The sequence below is a fragment of the Limnohabitans sp. MMS-10A-178 genome, assembly GCF_003063375.1.
Lineage (GTDB): Bacteria > Pseudomonadota > Gammaproteobacteria > Burkholderiales > Burkholderiaceae_C > Limnohabitans_A.
The window spans coordinates 581,523-598,843 of the sequence record NZ_NERY01000001.1; the positions used below are offsets into that span (position 1 = coordinate 581,523).

17 protein-coding genes are annotated in these 17,321 nt (G+C 53.9%); 6 read left to right on the forward strand and 11 right to left on the reverse strand.

From position 1 onward, the window contains the following. Window positions 1–99: 99 nt before the first annotated feature. Genes B9Z32_RS02895 through B9Z32_RS02920 form a run of 6 tightly spaced genes read left to right on the forward strand, consistent with a single transcriptional unit; the run spans window position 100 to window position 6,425 of the window. A complete protein-coding gene (locus B9Z32_RS02895) occupies window positions 100–1,185 on the forward strand; it encodes a peptidase M29 (protein WP_108420949.1) in 1,086 nt (361 codons plus the stop codon). Continuing rightward, a complete protein-coding gene (locus B9Z32_RS02900; protein WP_108419859.1) occupies window positions 1,182–1,997 on the forward strand; it encodes an alpha/beta fold hydrolase in 816 nt (271 codons plus the stop codon). Before B9Z32_RS02895 ends, B9Z32_RS02900 begins: the two co-directional genes overlap by 4 nt. Before the next feature lie 15 nt (window positions 1,998–2,012). Then, window positions 2,013–3,275 carry an acyl-CoA dehydrogenase family protein gene (locus B9Z32_RS02905; RefSeq protein WP_108419860.1) on the forward strand — a complete coding sequence of 421 codons (1,263 nt, stop codon included), beginning with the start codon at window positions 2,013–2,015 and terminating at the stop codon, window positions 3,273–3,275. Then, the gene (locus tag B9Z32_RS02910) at window positions 3,272–4,807 is read left to right on the forward strand and encodes a class I adenylate-forming enzyme family protein (RefSeq protein WP_108419861.1); all 1,536 of its coding nucleotides are present in this window, start codon (window positions 3,272–3,274) and stop codon (window positions 4,805–4,807) included. Before B9Z32_RS02905 ends, B9Z32_RS02910 begins: the two co-directional genes overlap by 4 nt. Window positions 4,808–4,841: 34 nt before the next feature. Continuing rightward, the gene (locus B9Z32_RS02915) at window positions 4,842–5,441 is read left to right on the forward strand and encodes an NnrU family protein (RefSeq protein ID WP_108419862.1); all 600 of its coding nucleotides are present in this window, start codon (window positions 4,842–4,844) and stop codon (window positions 5,439–5,441) included. Window positions 5,442–5,459: 18 nt separating this feature from the next. After that, window positions 5,460–6,425: an alpha/beta fold hydrolase gene (locus B9Z32_RS02920; RefSeq protein ID WP_108419863.1), complete on the forward strand. Its 966-nt coding sequence runs from the start codon at window positions 5,460–5,462 to the stop codon at window positions 6,423–6,425. 32 nt (window positions 6,426–6,457) lie between these two features. Here B9Z32_RS02920 and B9Z32_RS02925 read toward each other — a convergent pair whose 3' ends face one another. The 11 genes from B9Z32_RS02925 to B9Z32_RS02975 form a co-directional block, all read right to left on the reverse strand. Further along, window positions 6,458–7,225, reverse strand: a complete 768-nt coding sequence (locus B9Z32_RS02925; protein WP_108419864.1) for a YecA family protein — start codon at window positions 7,223–7,225, stop codon at window positions 6,458–6,460. Window positions 7,226–7,240: 15 nt separating this feature from the next. Then, on the reverse strand, window positions 7,241–7,690 hold the full coding sequence (locus tag B9Z32_RS02930) for a putative toxin-antitoxin system toxin component, PIN family (protein WP_199219929.1): 450 nt from the start codon (window positions 7,688–7,690) through the stop codon (window positions 7,241–7,243). Beyond that, window positions 7,677–8,882, reverse strand: a complete 1,206-nt coding sequence (locus B9Z32_RS02935) for a class I SAM-dependent RNA methyltransferase (protein WP_199219930.1) — start codon at window positions 8,880–8,882, stop codon at window positions 7,677–7,679. Before B9Z32_RS02935 ends, B9Z32_RS02930 begins: the two co-directional genes overlap by 14 nt. After that, the gene (locus B9Z32_RS02940) at window positions 8,879–10,447 is read right to left on the reverse strand and encodes an RNA polymerase factor sigma-54 (RefSeq protein ID WP_108419867.1); all 1,569 of its coding nucleotides are present in this window, start codon (window positions 10,445–10,447) and stop codon (window positions 8,879–8,881) included. Before B9Z32_RS02940 ends, B9Z32_RS02935 begins: the two co-directional genes overlap by 4 nt. A gap of 13 nt (window positions 10,448–10,460) precedes the next feature. Further along, a complete protein-coding gene (lptB, locus tag B9Z32_RS02945; protein WP_108419868.1) occupies window positions 10,461–11,219 on the reverse strand; it encodes an LPS export ABC transporter ATP-binding protein in 759 nt (252 codons plus the stop codon). Continuing rightward, window positions 11,216–11,830, reverse strand: a complete 615-nt coding sequence (gene lptA / locus B9Z32_RS02950) for a lipopolysaccharide transport periplasmic protein LptA (protein WP_108419869.1) — start codon at window positions 11,828–11,830, stop codon at window positions 11,216–11,218. Before lptA ends, lptB begins: the two co-directional genes overlap by 4 nt. A 115-nt stretch (window positions 11,831–11,945) precedes the next feature. Beyond that, window positions 11,946–12,608 carry a thiol:disulfide interchange protein DsbA/DsbL gene (locus B9Z32_RS02955; RefSeq protein ID WP_108419870.1) on the reverse strand — a complete coding sequence of 221 codons (663 nt, stop codon included), beginning with the start codon at window positions 12,606–12,608 and terminating at the stop codon, window positions 11,946–11,948. Window positions 12,609–12,657: 49 nt separating this feature from the next. Beyond that, entirely contained in the window at window positions 12,658–13,353 is a 696-nt protein-coding gene (locus B9Z32_RS02960; protein WP_108419871.1) for an SPOR domain-containing protein, read from the reverse strand. 45 nt (window positions 13,354–13,398) lie between these two features. Beyond that, entirely contained in the window at window positions 13,399–15,084 is a 1,686-nt protein-coding gene (gene argS / locus B9Z32_RS02965; protein WP_108419872.1) for an arginine--tRNA ligase, read from the reverse strand. A gap of 9 nt (window positions 15,085–15,093) precedes the next feature. Next, window positions 15,094–16,026: a LysR family transcriptional regulator gene (locus tag B9Z32_RS02970; protein WP_108419873.1), complete on the reverse strand. Its 933-nt coding sequence runs from the start codon at window positions 16,024–16,026 to the stop codon at window positions 15,094–15,096. Window positions 16,027–16,061: 35 nt separating this feature from the next. Further along, window positions 16,062–17,261 carry a CaiB/BaiF CoA-transferase family protein gene (locus tag B9Z32_RS02975; RefSeq protein ID WP_108419874.1) on the reverse strand — a complete coding sequence of 400 codons (1,200 nt, stop codon included), beginning with the start codon at window positions 17,259–17,261 and terminating at the stop codon, window positions 16,062–16,064. Between the last annotated feature and the right edge of the window lie 60 nt (window positions 17,262–17,321).

The window sequence follows — 17,321 nt, forward strand, 5'->3', positions numbered from 1 at the left end:
GCTTTAGTCAATGTAAATGATCCATTTCAATATCATTTAAACTTGTTTGAAGAGCATCAACACCTTGCCACGACGGCTTGGGAGTTGCAAGGAGTAAAAATGCTAATTGAGCAAATTGAGCACCGTTGGTTGTCAGCGTTTGAGCGCACTTTTTCCTTGTGCAAAGTGCAATCTGACGAGGTGGTTGCCTTGTTAACGGAGAGTCAGTCTAGGCGTGTCAATGTAGACTTGGCAAGACTTGCCCTGCAGCGCATGGGTGCTAAAGTGTTCGAAGTATGTCTACCCACGCCTGCTTTGAGTGCACCGGCGCCCATTCGATCGACGGGTGCCACCGATGTGATTCAAAACTTGGCGCCCGTTGTGTCGGCATTGCAGCGTGCAAATCTAATCATCGATTGCACGGTTGAAGGCATGCTGCATGCGCCTGAATTGCCTGCAATTTTGAAAGGCGCAGATGGCGTGGTGCCACGCCTCTTCATGATATCCAACGAGCATCCTGAAATTTTAGAGCGCACAGTACCCGATGCTGGTCTGGAGGGGGTGGTGCGCCAAGCCATGAAAAAGTTGCGCGCTGCACAGCATATGCATGTCACCTCGAAGGCGGGTACCAATTTGAACATCCAGCTGAAGTCTGCTGTGGTGGGTGGCGTTTGGGGATTTTGTGCCAAACCAGGCATGGTGTCGCACTGGCCAGGCGGTTTGGCGCTGGCGTTTCCTGCTGCTGGCAGCGTCAATGGCACCTTGGTCATGGCGCCTGGTGATGTGAATCTCACTTTCAAACGCTATTTGCGAGACACCATCTATCTCACCATCGAAAACGACACCATCTCGCACATCGAAGGCAAAGGCGTCGACGTGGACATGATGCGCTCTTATTACCAAGCTTGGATTGACAAGGAAGGCCATCGCGATGCCTGTGCTGTATCGCACGTGGGCTTTGGTTTAAATCCTGCTGCGCGTTGGGATGCCATGACGTTTTATGACAAGCGCGATTGCAATGGCACAGAATTGCGAGCCTTTGCTGGCAACTTCTTGTACTCCACGGGCGCCAACGAAGTAGCGGGCCGCCACACTTTGGGACACTTCGATTTGCCCATGCGCCACTGCAGCATTGCTCTAGATGGCCTGTTTGTGGTGCAAGAGGGCGAGTTGGTCAAGGGTGTGTTTGAAAGCACCGCTTCATGACGGCCTCAACACCGGCTTACTTGGAAGCGGGACCGCCCAGTGCCAAAACCTGTTTGGTTTTTTTGCATGGCATTGGTGGCGGTAAAAAAGGTTTTCAATCGTCGGTCGATTTTTTTGCGAAGCAAGGCTTCCGAGCCTTAGCTTGGGACATGCCCGGCTACGGCGAGAGCCAAGCGCACGACACCTTGAGCTTTGAAAGTTTGGCAGCCTCTCTAGAAACCATGTTGGATGCGGCGCATGTGGAGAAAGCCGTTTTGATTGGACACAGCATGGGTGGCATGGTGGCTTTGCAAGCCTGGACCCAATGCCCGTCGCGCATTGCAGGCCTGGTGGTGGCTGCAAGCAGCCCTGCTTTTGGTCATCAGGACGGTGATTTTCAAAAACAATTTGTGGCACAAAGGCTGGCGCCCTTGAACGCTGGAAAAACCATGTCGGAAGTAGCTGATCGTTTGATTCCCAGTATGGTAGCGCCCCTGGCATTGGCCGCCGGTGCAGGTCTTGCGCAATACCCCGCAGGCTTGGCATTGGCACATGCGTGCATGTCGGCGGTGCCGCCAAGCACATACCGCGCAGCTCTTAACGCTTTGGTGAAGTTTGAGCAGCGCGGGGCACTGCCCACCGTCAGTGTTCCCACTTTGTGCTTGGCGGGAGAGCATGACAAAACAGCGCCACCAGAGGTATTGCGGCGCATGGCGCAAAAAATACCCAGTGCCGAGTATGAATGCCTCAAGGGGGTAGGGCATCTGATGAATTTTGAAAATGAAGCCCTATTTCACGAAGCTGTTTTGAATTTCACAAGACGCTATTTTTGACTTGAGGATGTTTGTATGACGACCAATGTGGCTGCTAAGCCTTACATGCCAATTTGCGGGGATGATTACCCGCTCACAGATAAACAAAAACACCTCATGTCATTGGCCCATGATTTGGCCAAAGACAAATTTGCACCCCGTGCCGCTCAATTGGACCGCGACGCACAATTTCCATTTGAGAATTACAAAGACATGAAGGCTGCAGGCCTGCTCGCGCTTTGTGTGCCCGAAGCGCATGGCGGTCAAGGTGCCGATTACGCTACCTATGCCATGGTGTCGGCAGAAATTGGCCGTTGGTGTGGTGCCACAGCGCTTACTTTCAATATGCATGTTTGCACCACAATGTGGAGTGGCTTGTTGTCTGATGATTTAGACATGACGCCTGAGCAGCGTGCTTTGCACCTTGTGCATCAAAAGTCGCACTTTGCGCGTGTTGTCAATGAAGGTGCTATTTATGCACAACCCTTCTCTGAAGGCGGTGCATCGGCATCTGGCGCCCAACCCTTTGGCACACTGGCTGTCAAGGTGGAGGGCGGGTGGTGCATCAATGGCAAAAAGATTTTTGCATCGCTCTCAGATGCTGCAGACTTCTTTGGCGTACTTTGCACTGAGAAAAAACCAGATGCCGACTTGTCGCGCCGTGACACACTTTATTTGGCCATCCCGCGCACAGCCCCTGGCTTGACAATAGAAGGCGACTGGGATCCCTTGGGCATGCGTGCCACGGTGTCGCGCAATTTGATTTTCAAAGATGTGTTTGTGCCTGACAATGCTGCGCTCATGCCGCAAGGTGTTTACTTTCAAGCGGCCAGCCGCTGGCCTCACATGTTCATGACGCTGTCCCCCACTTACATGGGCATTGCACAAGCGGCCTACGATTTCACAGTGGCTTATTTGCGTGGCGAAATTCCTGGTACAGGCCCAGTCAAGCGACGCCAGTTTGCCACCAAGCAAATTGCGGTAGCTGAAATGTTTGTCAAGCTAGAGCAAACGCGAAACTTATTTTTGCGCGCCATTGAAGACGCCACAATTGACCCGCCCAAATCGTCACGCCTGCGTGCCTATGCCGCGCAGTACACCATCATGGAAAACGCACAAGACATTGCACGCTTGGCCATTCGCACTTGTGGTGGGCAGTCGATGCTCAAGTCTTTGCCCCTTGAGCGCTTGTACCGCGATGCCCGTTGTGGCTCTTTGATGCTGCCTTGGACGGCTGAGTTGTGCTTAGACCGATTGGGGCGCGAAACCTTGTACGAAGCCGGCGAGAAAGACGAATGAACGAAAGTTCCAAATTAGCACATCGCTTTTGGGAACTAGCGCAGACGCAGCCAGCAAAATTGGCCATTCGATTTGGCATGCCCGGACACACTGCTGATTTTGACTTTGCCAAATTTTGGCGGCGTGTAGAGCGTATCACTGGGCATCTGCAAATGACGCATGGTTTGACCCTTGGCCAGCGTGTTGCTTGGCTTGGCTTGAACCATGAATTGCAATTGGTCACTTTGGTGGCTTGCGCGCGTTTGGGTTTGATCTTCATGCCACTGAACTTTCGGCTTGCTACAGCTGAGTTGCGCGTGGTGCTGGAAGATGCCAAGCCAAGTATGTTGATTCATGACTCCCTGCACGCCGAGGTGGCCAAAATTTTGTCCCAAAATAGCCTGCCCAGTGACAGCTTGGAGAGTTTCATTTCAAGCCCTTCGCCCCAAAATCTGCTACTGCCTGATCTGGCCAACGATGCAGATGTGTTGTTGGTTTACACCTCAGGCACCACAGGCCATCCAAAGGGCGCTGTACATACCCAATCAGGCTTGCTGGCCAATGCCAAAGCCAGTCTTGAGGCCCATGAGTTCAAGCCCACCGACATTGTGTTGTCAACCTTGCCTTTGTTTCATGTCGGCGGCCTTTGCATTCAAACTCTGCCTGCTTTGCTTGCCGGCGTGTCTGTGCATCTGCACCCACGCTTTGATACCGATGCATGGCTGAGCGATGTATCTACAGCCGAGCCAGAAGAACGTCCCACTTTGTCGCTTTTGGTACCCGCCACGATGCGTGCTGTGTTGGAACATCCACTATGGCCCAGTGTTGATTTAAGATGTTTGCGGGGCATCATGGCGGGCTCATCGACGCTGCCAGAAAGCTATTTGCAAAAATTCCACCAACGAGGTGTGCCCGTTGGACAAATTTATGGCACCACCGAAACAGGCCCAGTGAGTGTGATCTTGAAGTTTCAAGATGCAGTTGAAAAAATAGGGTTTGCAGGTTGGCCCCATGCCAACTCAGAGCTCCAATTGAGAGACCCAGAGGGGCGTGAAGTCAATTCAGGAGCAATGGGTGAGGTGTGTGTGCGCGGTAACAACTTGATGCGCGGCTATTGGCATGCTTCAAGCCAGAGTGTTGCGCCGAGTTTGAAGGATGGTTGGTTCCATACAGGCGACATGGGGCATCTGGATGCGCAGAGGTGCTTGCAAATTGTGGGCCGCAACAAGGACATGATTATCTCGGGGGGAGAAAACATATACCCTGCAGAAATTGAGAATGTCTTGGCTGCTTTCCCAGGACTTGCAGAGTGTGCTGTGGTGGGATTGCCCGATGAGCGGTGGGGTGAAGTGCCCGTGTTGGCTTTGGTTCGAGCACCTTCGCCTGACGGGCTATTGCTTTCTGAAACTGCCATCAAGGCACATTTAGAAACCCTCATTGCGCGCTTTAAATTGCCGCGCCGAATGGTCTTTGTGGACGAATTACCCAAAAGCGCTTTGGGCAAGGTGCAAAAGCCTATTCTCCAGAAACAACTCATGTCTTTGAATTCTTAGACAATGAGGCATCAAATCTCACAAAGGATTTTCAATGACACAGTTGATTTTGGGCCTGATCTTGTTCCTTGGCGCACACTCAGTTCGCATCTTTGCGGATGACTGGCGAACTCGCACCATTGAGGCGAGGGGTGAGAAGGTTTTCAAGGGCATTTATACCCTTGTCGCCCTCCTTGGCTTTTACTTGCTGGTGGTGGGTTATGGCGCAGCAAGGCTGGAAACGGTGGCGCTTTGGAATCCGCCCCGTTTCACCAAACACATCAGCATTCTTTTGATGCTGTTTTCAAGCATTCTCTTGGTGGCCGCCTACATTCCTCGCAACCATTTCAAAATGCGCTTGAGGCACCCCATGGTCTTGTCTGTCAAGGTATGGGCTTTGTCACACCTGATTGCCAATGGCAATTTGGCTGATTTGCTCTTGTTTGGCGCATTTTTAATTTGGGCGGTTTTGAACTTCAGGTCTGCACGTGCGCGTGACCGTGCTCAAGTGCAACTTTCTGATGCCAGCGAAGACGCTCCTCTCAAGCCCAATCTGTTTGCCACCCTCATTGCCTTGTTTGGCGGTATGGCTTTGTGGGCTGTCATCACTTTTGTGTTGCACGCCAAAGTTGTGGGCGTTGCGCCAATGGGATAGCTGAGAGAAAATAGCGCCATGAGCACAAATGACGCATCCACCACAGAAACTCTCAACACTTGGTTCGATGGTTTTGAGAAAAGACAATTCAATGTGAATGGCGTGGTGGTCTGCGCCCGCATATCTGCCAATTGGTTGAACCAATTAGACAAGCCCGTATTGGTGTTGTTGCATGGCTTTCCACAAACACATGTGATGTGGCACCGTGTGGCCCAAGCCCTCAAAACCGACTATCGCTTGGTCTTGCCCGATTTGCGCGGCTACGGAGATTCTTCCCATGCACCAGGTTTGCCAGATCACAGCAACTACAGCAAACGCGCCATGGCGCAAGATGTGGTGGGCCTATTGGATCAACTCAATGTGGACGATTTCTTTTTGTGCGGCCACGATCGTGGCGGCCGCGTGGCCCACAGATTGGCCCTTGACTATCCAGCACGTGTGCGCCGCCTTTGCGTTTTAGACATCGCTCCCACCCTTGACATGTACAAGCGCACCGACATGGATTTTGCGCGTGCCTATTACCATTGGTTTCACCTGATTCAGCCCAGCCCCTTGCCCGAGAAAATGATTGGCGGCAACGTGCTGCATTACTTGCACACCAAGTTGGGCGGATGGGGCTCACAAGGCACTTCTTTCATTGAGCCTGAAGCCATGGCCGAATACGAGCGAAGCATGAATTTGCAGCCAGAACAGCCTGGCGATTTGATGCCAGCCGTGCACACCGCTTGTGAAGATTACAGAGCCAGTGCGGGCATTGATTTGGATCACGACAAGACAAGCCGTGCGCAGAATCAAAAAATACAATGTGATGCGCTGGTACTTTGGGGTGACCGTGGCGTGGTTCAAAAAATGTTCAAGCCGCTTGAACTTTGGCAAGCTCAATGTGCGGGGCAAGTCACTGGACACGCCGTGCCTTCAGGTCACTTCATTCCAGAAGAGTTGCCAGAACGAACCGTTGAAAGCCTTCGCGCTTTCATGGTTTGAACAAGCTCCCTAACCAAGCCTCCTTATCAGGCTTAGTGGGCGCCGCAACACCGCTTGTATTTTTTGCCACTGCCGCAGCTGCAAACATCGTTGCGACCTGGCGCAGCTTCTTTGATTACCTGCGTAACGCGGGGCCCCACGGTTCGCCAAATTTCTCGCAAATCGTAAACAGCCCAGAGGGCTTCGCCATAGGTATTCAGGCGCGACTCGCTCACACTCAAGGGTCCGTCTTCGCTGAGGGCCGACAGGGTGGGTTCGTCGGTGTCGTCTTCGGTGAGTGCCACTATGGCTTCTAGCGCTGTGTCGTGCCACTGCGCGGCGTCTTTGTCTTTTGGCGCGGCCCATTCATCGGGCCAGTTTTCGACGACGAACATAAATCCTAGTGCCCACACCTGTGCAAAGGCTGGGATTTCTTCGCTTGCAATTTCTGCGCGCTCTTCTGCTGGCAGGCTGGCAATGGCGCCTCGCACATCCATCACTTCGGGTGCATAGGCACTGTCTTCGTCGAGGGCTTTGATTTCGGTGTCCAGGGCTTTTTTGACTTCGTCGTAACGCCGTTGCCAAAGATTCAAGAATCTAACTTTTTGCACTTCATCTAAAAATTCTGCGCCGCCCTCATCGTCTTCAAGACCCAGCAAAACTGGCAACCATTCGGCTTCTGGAATGGCTCGTCTGCAACAAATAAGGGCGACCATAAAGCCTTCACAAAATTCCCATTGCGGAGTTTCTTCGTAGCGCGTGCGCAGGTCGTCCAAGATGTCGTCAAGGGCATCAAAGTCTTCGGGTTGCAAACCGGTCATGAGGTGTTCCAGTGTTCAGTTAACGGGAATTTGGGCTGGATTGAGAACCACGCCAGATTGAAGCAGTCTTTTCTTCATGCACAAAATGGCAGCGTCTTTGCTCAATAAAGGTACGGCATGGGCCACTGCCAGATCGATGAATTTTTGATCGTCAGGGTCTTTGCAAGTGCAAGACGCTTTGCTGGCTGGCTCTGCGGTCATGCAGTGATCGTCAAAGCGATTCAATATGTCTTGCGCTTGAATGCCCGACTTGGCCATGCGCTTCACAATGTGGGGGTAGGTGAGAACGCGTTCTAACTCATCGCGCATGCTGGCGGTGGCCAAATGAGAAATGACACCACTTTGCAAAGCAGCGCGCAAAGGTACAGTGGCTGGATCTTCAAACAGCCACAGATCTAGCACGATATTGGTGTCGATTACCCAGGCTTGGGCAGCAGGCCTGGCGTGAACCTCAGAGCTTGTCACGCACAGAGCCCTTCATCAGATCGAAGCGAAACATGCGGCATTCGATAGGGCCATTCCACATGGGCACGCGGCGGGATTCTTTGAGTCGCATCTTGGAGGGCAGCTTCAAGTCGGGTGTGAGCATCCAAGCGGTCCAGCCGTTGTAATTTTTTTTCCAATGCGAGGCCAGTTGCGAGAAGAACTCGCCGCCATCGTCGCCTTCTGCAATTTCACGCGCACGGCTTGAAGCCCCTGCCACACCGGCCGCTTCAATGCGCTCGCCATAAGGTGGGTTGAGAAGCATGAAGCCAGGTGTCTCGCAAGGTGGCATGCGCTGGAGTGCGTCACCGCCTCGCGCTTGCACCACCTGACCGACACCAGCGCGCTCAGCGTTGCGCTGCGTGAAGTCGACCATGCGGAAGGCCACATCGGAGGCATGAATTTCGGTGGTGGGTGCGTGCTCTAGTGCGCGGGCATCGTCTTGCAATGCATGCCATACGTGCGGCTGGAAGGGGAGCAATTTTTCAAAGCCAAAGCGACGCATGATGCCAGGCGCAATGCCACAGGCAATTTGGGCGGCTTCAATGGCAATGGTGCCACTGCCGCAGCAAGGGTCGTACAGGGGCGTGTGCGCATCCCAGCCACTGGCGGCCAGCATGGCGGCGGCCAAAGTTTCTTTGAGAGGCGCATCGCCTTTGTCTTCGCGCCAACCGCGTTTGAACAAAGGTTCACCAGAGGTGTCCATGTAAAGCGTGCAGCTGTCGGTGGTGAGGTGCACATAAATGCGCACATCGGGCCACTGTGTGTTTACATCTGGACGCTCGCCACGCTTGGCGCGAAAGCGATCGGCTACAGCGTCTTTGATTTTGAGTGCAGCAAAGTTCAGGCTGGTGAGCGGGCTGTGTTGTGCCGTGATTTCAATTTTGAAGGTTTGCTTGGTGGTGAACCAAATTTCCCAAGCCACAGCGCTGGCCGCATCGTACAAATCTTTTTCATTGCGATAAAAAGTTTGCGACAGTTGAATCAAGACACGCTGAGTGAGTCTGCTGTGCAGGTTCAGGCGCATGGCTTCGCGCCAAGATGCGTTGGCCATCACACCGCCACGACCTGTGAGCAAGTCATTGCCTGTGAGGCCCGTGAGTTGATGGACCTCGTCGGCCAGCAGACCTTCAACGCCAGCGGCGCAAGGCATAAAGAGTTGGAGCGAATTCACAGAGTTTTACGCAAGTTGGCGGGCGCAATTTTGAGCGCCTCGCGGTATTTGGCAACGGTGCGGCGGGCGCAATCAATGCCTTGTTCTTTGAGCATTTCAGACAGTTGGTTGTCTGAAAGGGGTTTGTTGGGGTTTTCGGCAGCCACCAATTGCTTGATGAGTGCACGCACGGCGGTACTGGACGCTGCGCTGCCGCTGTCGGTGCCCAAGCCGGAGCCAAAGAAAAACTTCAGCTCATACGTGCCCATGGGCGTGGTCATGTACTTGGCTGTGGTGACGCGGCTGATGGTGGACTCGTGCAAACCGAGTTCATCGGCTATTTCGCGAAGCACCAAAGGTCGCATGGCCAGTTCGCCATGAATGAAAAAGTTGCGCTGGCGCTCCACAATGGCGGTGGATACGCGCAATATGGTGTCAAAGCGTTGTTGGATATTCTTGATGAACCAACGCGCTTCTTGTAGCCTTTGTTGCAAACCCAAATGGCCTTCGCCTTTGCCACCGCGCAATGCGTTGGCGTAAATGTCGTGTACGCGCAGTTTGGGCATGACATCTGGATTGAGTTGCACTCTAAAGTGAGGCTCACCACCTTTGCGTGTACCGATGACCAATACATCGGGCACGATGACGTGCTGTTCGGCGTTGGCAAAAGGACGACCTGGCTTGGGTTCTAAGCGTGTGATGAAGGTCAATGCTTGTTTGACAAGTGCTTCGTCTTCGCCGCACTGCACCGCCAAGCGTTTGAAGTCGCGCTTGGCCAAGAGATCTAAGGGCAGAGCACAAATTTTCAAACCCACTGCAGCCACTTCGTTGTCGGGCTCATCTTTCAAGATGGCTTTGAGCTGAATGCGCAAACATTCACCCAAATCGCGAGCGCCAATGCCAACAGGCTCAAGCGATTGCAACAAATTCAAGGCCACGGTAAAGCGGTGCACCAATTCTTCGAGTTGCTCAATGTCATCTGTACCAGCCAAGCCTTGCGCCAAAGACTCGAGGCTGTCTTCCAAGTAGCCGTCGTCGTTCAAAGACTCAATGAGAAAACGCAAGGCCGCACGGTCAATTTCAGACAAGCGCATGGACAAAGCTTGACGGTGCAAATAGTCTGTGAGGGAGCCTAAGCCGCGCGCCAACTCAATGGCGTCTGCGCCCTCGGAGTCGTTGTTGGTGTTGTTCTTGCGAGCGCCTGCGTCAGTGCCCCATTCGCTGTCGTCGGGCGCTATCTCCACGCTGCCATCGCCATCCCAGCTGTCGGCCACATCAGTCACCGCTTCGTCGTTGGACACCGACGCAGACGATTCGCTGGCGGCATCGCGTGAGTCAGAACTGGCGTCGCTGGCGGCTTCAGACACTCGATCGCCTAAGCTCACGCGTGCGTCGGCTTCTGGCAAACCAAAATCCTCTTGCGGTGCATCGTCGGTGCTGCGTTCAAGGAAAGGATTCTCGTCGAGCATTTGCTCAACTTCTTGGCTTAGCTCTAGGGTAGAGAGTTGAAGCAGCCGAATGGATTGTTGCAGCTGTGGCGTAAGCGCCAAGTGCTGGGACATCCGAAGGGAGAGGCTTTGCTTCATATTTTTTCAGCCATCACATTCGGAAATGTTCGCCCAGATACACGCGGCGAACATCGGCATTGTTGACAATGTCTTGCGGCGTGCCTTGTGCCAGCACGCGCCCCTCGCTGATGATGTAAGCATGGTCGCAAATGCCCAATGTTTCGCGCACGTTGTGATCGGTAATGAGCACGCCAATACCGCGCTCTTTCAAGAAGGCAATGATGCGCTGAATTTCAATAACGGCAATGGGATCGATGCCTGCAAAGGGCTCGTCTAACAAAATGAAGCGAGGTTCTGTGGCCAAGGCGCGGGCAATTTCAACCCGCCGCCGTTCGCCACCAGACAATGCCAAAGAAGGTGAGTCGTGCAAATGGTCAACGCGCAAATCTTTCAACAGGCCGTCTAGCCGTGTTTGGATGTCTGTTGGGTTGAGGGGCTGGCCTTGGGCATCGTGTTGCAACTCTAAGACCGCACGCACGTTTTCTGCCACGGTGAGTTTTCTGAAAATAGAAGCCTCTTGCGGCAAATAAGACAAGCCCATGCGCGAGCGACGGTGAATGGGCATGCGGGTGACGTCTTCGCCATCGATCAAAATTTGGCCGCCATCGTTGCGCACCAAACCGACAATCATGTAGAAGGATGTGGTTTTGCCAGCGCCATTGGGGCCAAGCAGACCAACCACCTCGCCTTTTTCAACTTTGACGGAGACGTCAAACACCACTTGGCGGCTGCCGTACGATTTTTGCAAATGCCTCGCTTCTAAACTGCTGACGAGACTTTGCGCACTCATGGCTTGTCGCCCCCTGTGCGAGGACTACTTTTTAAAGCTGGCCCGACGACAGGCGCACTTGCTTCATTGGTTTTGGGCCGTGGTGTGATGGTGGCTTTGACGCGCTGGCTGCCAGCGTTGTTGCCCGCTGCATTGGATTTGCCGTCCACCGAGAAAACTTCGGTGTTGTTGTCGACCAAAATTTGCTGCCCTTGAATTCGGTCTGCCACCACCGTGCCTCGCAACAAGCGCAATTCGGCCCGTTGGGTGAGTGTGAGGGTGTTGGCTTGGCTGTTGTAAACGGCGGTTTCGGCTTCGCCTTCGGTGTATTCGTTAACGCCCTCGCGTTTTTGACGAAAGAAAATGCGTTCGCCGGGCTCGGCCCACAGCCTGGCCACCTGATTGCCTTGGCTGTCTTGCTTGACTTCCATCTTGGCGGCTTTCAGTACCAAAGTGCCCTTGGTCATTAGCACTTTGCCTGTGAAGGTGGTGAGTTGTTGCTGGTCGTCGTGTTTGAGGCTGTCGGCCTCGACGTTCATGGGCTTGTCGCGGTCTGCTTTTTCGGCGAAAGCCATCTGCGCCGTGAAGACGGCAGCCAGAAGACAGAGCAGAATGTTGAGCTTGATTTTCATAAAGGCGCGAATCTTGCTTGATTGTAGGTCGTCAGAGAGAAGTCAAGCCTCTTTGATGAAAAAATGACAAAAAAAAGCCCGCAGATGCGGGCATATGTGCAACACCTGCTTTGAATCAGGCACGACCTTGTCGAACCAAGGCCAGCAAAGAATCGGTCACTTGCAATGCCCGATCCATGTTGCCTGCTGAAGTGCCGTCAATGTAGTATTTGCCGGCAACGCCCAGGGATGGGACGCCTTCGATCTTGAAATCGTTTTGCAATTGCACAGCACGCTTGAGTTTGCTGGCCACACCAAAAGACTTTGCGGTGTCTGCAAACTTGGTTTTATCGACACCTTGCTTTTCGATCCAAGTCAAAATGCTGGCGTCGGTGTTCAAGGGCAAGCGCTCGCCATGAATGGCCTGAAAGACTTTGACATGCAATTTATCGAGCAAGCCCATGGCTTCTAAAGAGAAAAACAAACGTTGTTGGGGCGCGAAGTCTTCTCTGAACGCAACGGGTATGCGGCGCACCACCACATCCTTGGGCGCATTTTTGACCCACTGGGCAAAAGCGGGTTCGAAAGCGTTGCAGTGACCACAGCTGTACCAAAAAAATTCAATCACTTCAATTTTGCCCGCTTCGGTTTCTGTAGGAATGGGACGGCCTAGCTTGATGTAGTCTTTGCCAGCCACAAACTTGGCAGGGCCTTGCGCCAATGCGGGAGCCATGAGGCCCACAGTGCCTACAGCGGCAGCCGTGCCCAATGTAGCCAAAGAAAATTCGCGACGTTTCATGAGTTGCTCCTGGTCAATAGAGGTGTGAGTCAATCAGCCGAAGGCATGATCAGCGTTGCACGCGCACCAAGGCGGCATCCATGCCGCTGGCATCAAGGCGTGATTTGATTTTTTCAGCTTGTTCTTTGTCGTCAAAGGGGCCGCTGCGAACCCGAAAAATAGCGCGTCCAGCTTGCTCACGCTCACTCACTTTGGCCTCAATGCCCATCATGGAAAGCTTGGCTTTTTGAGCGTCTGCATCGGCGGCAGACTTGAAGGCACCGGCTTGAACAAAGTAAGTGAAAGGATCGCTTGAAGCGGCAGCTTTGGTGGCAGGTTGAGGTGTGGCCGCAGGTGCTGGCGCAGCAATGGGTGGATCGGCCGTGACAGCGGGCGCAGGCATATTGGCGGCTGGCGGAGTTGCGCCTGTAGAGCCTGTAGGGCCTGTAGTGCCTGGGGTACCTGCTGTGGCTGCCCCACCTGCAGCACCCGCAGCACCTGTATTTGGGGCAGCTGCCGCATCAGGCGGCACTGCCGGCGCAGCCGGTTTGCTCTGCAATGCTCCGTTGGGATTCCAATCTTTGTTTTTCTGGGCTTCAACCGCATCTTGGTCTGCAGAGCGAGTTTGATTTTTGTTGCTAAAGGGCATGGGCACTTTGGTCACGTACATGGCCACACCGAGTGCCACAGTGAGACCAATGACCAAACCCAGAACAAAACCGAGCAAGGTACCACCGCGCTGGCGTTGGATGTTGGAATGGGACATGTTGTGAAGTACTCTCTAATTCGTTCTGAAAAAGTGACGTCAGAATTACATTTGCTCAGGCGCTGACACACCCAAGACTTTCAAGCCATTTTGCAAGACTTGCGCGCAAGCTGCAACCAGTGCCAAGCGCGCCAATTTGAGCGACTCGTCTTCTACCAAAATGCGTTCGGCATCGTAGTAGCTGTGGTAGCTGGCTGCCAAGTCGCGCAAGTAGAAGGTGACGTCGTGCGGGGCAAAATCTTGTGATGCCGCCGTGAGCATTTCGGGGTACTTGGCCAACAGCAACATGAGCGCTTGTGCCTTGGGGTTGTCCAAACTGGACAGGTCTGCTTTGGCCAAGCTGGCCACATTGCCGCCCCAGGTTCGCAAGATGGATTGAATGCGCGCGTGGGCATACTGCACGTAGTAAACGGGGTTGTCGTTGTTTTTGGCCAAGGCCAAATCAATGTCAAACACATACTCGGTGTCGGGCTTGCGGCTGAGCAAGAAAAACCGCACGGCGTCTTTGCTGGTCCACTCAATGAGGTCGCGCAAAGTCACATAGCTGCCAGCGCGTTTTGAAATTTTCACTTCTTCGCCACCGCGCATCACGCGCACCATGGTGTGCAGCACGTAGTCGGGGTAGCCTTGGGGAATACCTGCGCCTGCGGCTTGCAAGCCAGCGCGCACGCGGGCAATGGTGCCGTGGTGATCGGTGCCTTGAATGTTGACCACCTTGGTAAAGCCACGTTCCCACTTGGTGATGTGATAAGCCACATCGGGCACGAAGTAGGTGTAGGTGCCGTCGCCTTTGCGCATTACGCGGTCTTTGTCATCACCATAGTCGGTGGACTTGAGCCAAAGAGCGCCGTCTTGTTCGTAGGTCTTGCCGGCTTCTTGAAGTTTTTTGACCGCACTGTCGACACGGCCGCTGGTGTAGAGGCTGGACTCGAGGTAGTAGTTGTCAAACTTAACGTCGAAGGCTTTGAGGTCGAGGTCTTGCTCATGGCGCAAATAAGCCACGGCAAATTCACGCATGCCATTCAAATCGTTGAGGTCGCCACTGCCGGTAAATTCGCGGTCGTCCGACTTGACGGTTTTCTTGGCTAAGAAATCTTGCGCAATGTCGTGGATGTAGTCGCCGTTGTAGGCGGCTGCGTTTTCGCCGCTGGGCCACTGAGCATCGCCCGGTTTGAAACCTTGCGCGCGCAATTGCGTGGAGGTGGCCAAGGTGTTAATTTGCACGCCGGCGTCGTTGTAATAGAACTCGCGGTACACCGACCAACCTTGGGTGGCAAACAAATTGCAAATGGCATCGCCCAATGCCGCTTGCCGGCCATGGCCCACATGCAAGGGACCTGTGGGGTTGGCCGACACAAATTCCACCAATACTTTTTCATGGCGCTCGGCTTGTTTGCCAAAGCAAGATGCAGCGTGCAGCACTTCTTTGACCACCGCTTGTTTGGCGCTGGGCTTGAGCTTGAGGTTTAAAAAGCCAGGGCCTGCAATGTCGATGCTTTCAACCCATTGGCTGAACGCAGGTGTGTCCATGAGTGCAGTTCGCAAAGCCTCGCCCACTTGCCTTGGGTTTTGCCCCAGGGGTTTGGCCAAGTGCATGGCGGCCGTACAGGCTAAATCGCCATGGGCGGCCACCTTGGGTGACTCAAAAATGGCTTTGGCGCCGGCACCAGCGTGAAGGCGTTCGAGTTCGGCGGCAAGGGCCGAGAGTAAATCTTGTTTGGCTTGAAGCATCCCCCGATTTTACGGGGCGCTTTGCCAAGTTGCGGGCAAGCTGTAGTGATGCTTTAAAAAGTCTATCCAAAGCCGCAAACGCAGGGGCAAGTGTTTGCGCTGGGGAAAAACACCGTAAATGCCATTGGGCGGGGCCGCATAATTGGCCAAAACCTCTACCAACTGGCCCGATTGGATGTCGTTTTCTACCTCCCAAGTGCTGCGCCAGGCAATGCCCATGCTGGCCAGGCACCAGCTGTGCAAGACCTGACCGTCCGAGCAATCTAAGGGGCCGTGCGGCCTGAGGTGAGTCACTTCTGGGCCTTCTGAGGTGTCTGGGGAAGTGGTTTTGAAGGCCCAGCCGCGGGTTTGAGAGGCATCGCTAGACAAGGTCAAGCAGCTGTGATGCAGCAGGTCTGACGGTTGTTGGGGGGTGCCATGCTTTGCCAAGTAAGCGGGCGTGGCCACACATAGACGGCGGTTGTCGGCCAGGCGAACACTCACCAAGGAAGAGTCTGGCAAGTCGCCCACGCGCACAGCAAAGTCAAAACCTTCTGCAGCAAGGTCTATGACCCGGTCGCTCAGGTTCAAGGAGATTTTGACATCGGGGTTTTGGGCGTGAAACAGGGGGGCCAAGGGAGCCACATGGCGCCTCCCAAAGCCCGCTGGCGCAGTGATGCGCAAATGACCGCTGGCTTTGAGGCCGCCGGCCGATAAGCTGTCTTCGGCATTGGCCACGTCGCTTAAGAGGCGTTGGCAGTTTTCCAAAAACGCACTGCCTTCATGCGTGAGGCTGATGCGGCGGGTGGTGCGCAGCAGCAGCTTCACGCCCAGATGGGATTCCAGAGCATCCAGTCTGCGCCCAATGATGGCTGGCGCTACACCTTCTGCGCGTGCGGCAGCGCTCAGGCTGCCACGGGTGGCCACTGACACAAAAGATTCAAAAACTTTGAGTTTGTCCATGGTGTCTAGTTGTTAATGTGTTGAGGTGTTTGGTTTTAGCTGCTTGGGTTGCTGAGTTTTTGAATGTCTTCGGCGCTGTAGCCCAAGCTGCTGAGCAGAGGCGCGTTGTGCTCGCCCAAGCGAGGTGCAGATTGCCTAACCTTCAAGCGCTCTTGGTTCATGCTGAAAGGCAGCAACACCGTGTTGATGCTGCGGCCATCGTTGAGTTCAACAGGCGCTAAGCTGCCCGTGGCCTTTAAATGCGGATCGTCTAGCAGTTCGTGAGGGGCCGTGATGGGCGCATAAGGCAATGCGTTTTTTTCAAACACTTCGCTCAGGTGAGCCGCAGAAAATGCTTTGAGCCGCTCACGCAGAAGTGGAATTAGCCAATCGCGTTCTTTCACCCGGTCGTTGTTGGTGAGCAAGCGTGGGTCATTGAACAAGTCGGCATAGTGAAAGACCTCGCAGAAAATTTTCCAAGCTGTATCGCTTACAACGGCCAAGAAAATTTGTTCGCCGTCTTTGACCACAAACACATCGTAAACAGCCCAAGCCGAAATGCGTTCTGGCATAGGCGCTGCCGCTTTGCCCGTCACTTGGTATTGCATCATGTGTTGCGCCACCAAGAACACATTGTTTTCAAACAAGGCGCTTTGCACCTCTTGCCCAAGGCCTGTTTGTGTACGTTGCGCCAGTGCTGCCATGGCGCCAATGGCACCAAACATGCCGCCCATGATGTCGTTGACGCTGGTACCTGCGCGCAGGGGATCGCCGGATCGGCCTGTCATGTAGGCCAAGCCGCCCATCATTTGCACCACTTCGTCCAAGGCGGTGCGATGTTCATAAGGGCCTGGCAAAAAACCTTTGAGAGAGACGTAAATCAAGCGTGGGTTGAGCTTTTTCAGGGTGGTGTAATCAAGCCCTAGCTTTTCCATGGTGCCGGCCTTGAAGTTCTCACTGAAGATGTCGGCCGTGGCAATCAAACGCAAAACCGCTTCTTTGCCTTCGGGTGTTTTCAAATCAAGGGCCAAGCTTTTTTTGTTCCGATTGAAAAGCGGAAAAAAACCTGCACCCGAGCCCAAAAGTTTTCGCGTGCCATCGCCCTCGTGGCCGTGGCCAATTGGCTCCACCTTAATCACCTCTGCACCCAAATCGGCCAGCACCATGCCGCAGGTAGGCCCCATCACCATGTGCGTGAGTTCAACAACGCGGATGCCTTCGTAGGGCAATGATGGCAAAACACGGTAAGAGGACATGCTGTCTTTGGGTATGAAAATGTGCGTATGGGTATTTCAATCTTTTCAGAACTGAACAAT

Bases quoted from the DNA above. Each gene is read 5' to 3' on its own strand.
- lptB (WP_108419868.1), bottom strand. From the start codon at position 11,219: ATGAGTGCGCAAAGTCTCGTCAGCAGTTTAGAAGCGAGGCATTTGCAA.
- B9Z32_RS02920 (WP_108419863.1), top strand. From the start codon at position 5,460: ATGAGCACAAATGACGCATCCACCACAGAAACTCTCAACACTTGGTTC.
- B9Z32_RS02925 (WP_108419864.1), bottom strand. From the start codon at position 7,225: ATGACCGGTTTGCAACCCGAAGACTTTGATGCCCTTGACGACATCTTG.
- B9Z32_RS02905 (WP_108419860.1), top strand. From the start codon at position 2,013: ATGACGACCAATGTGGCTGCTAAGCCTTACATGCCAATTTGCGGGGAT.
- B9Z32_RS02970 (WP_108419873.1), bottom strand. From the start codon at position 16,026: ATGGACAAACTCAAAGTTTTTGAATCTTTTGTGTCAGTGGCCACCCGT.
- B9Z32_RS02975 (WP_108419874.1), bottom strand. From the start codon at position 17,261: ATGTCCTCTTACCGTGTTTTGCCATCATTGCCCTACGAAGGCATCCGC.
- B9Z32_RS02940 (WP_108419867.1), bottom strand. From the start codon at position 10,447: ATGAAGCAAAGCCTCTCCCTTCGGATGTCCCAGCACTTGGCGCTTACG.
- argS (WP_108419872.1), bottom strand. From the start codon at position 15,084: ATGCTTCAAGCCAAACAAGATTTACTCTCGGCCCTTGCCGCCGAACTC.
- B9Z32_RS02960 (WP_108419871.1), bottom strand. From the start codon at position 13,353: ATGTCCCATTCCAACATCCAACGCCAGCGCGGTGGTACCTTGCTCGGT.
- B9Z32_RS02955 (WP_108419870.1), bottom strand. From the start codon at position 12,608: ATGAAACGTCGCGAATTTTCTTTGGCTACATTGGGCACGGCTGCCGCT.
- B9Z32_RS02900 (WP_108419859.1), top strand. From the start codon at position 1,182: ATGACGGCCTCAACACCGGCTTACTTGGAAGCGGGACCGCCCAGTGCC.
- lptA (WP_108419869.1), bottom strand. From the start codon at position 11,830: ATGAAAATCAAGCTCAACATTCTGCTCTGTCTTCTGGCTGCCGTCTTC.
- B9Z32_RS02895 (WP_108420949.1), top strand. From the start codon at position 100: ATGCTAATTGAGCAAATTGAGCACCGTTGGTTGTCAGCGTTTGAGCGC.
- B9Z32_RS02915 (WP_108419862.1), top strand. From the start codon at position 4,842: ATGACACAGTTGATTTTGGGCCTGATCTTGTTCCTTGGCGCACACTCA.
- B9Z32_RS02910 (WP_108419861.1), top strand. From the start codon at position 3,272: ATGAACGAAAGTTCCAAATTAGCACATCGCTTTTGGGAACTAGCGCAG.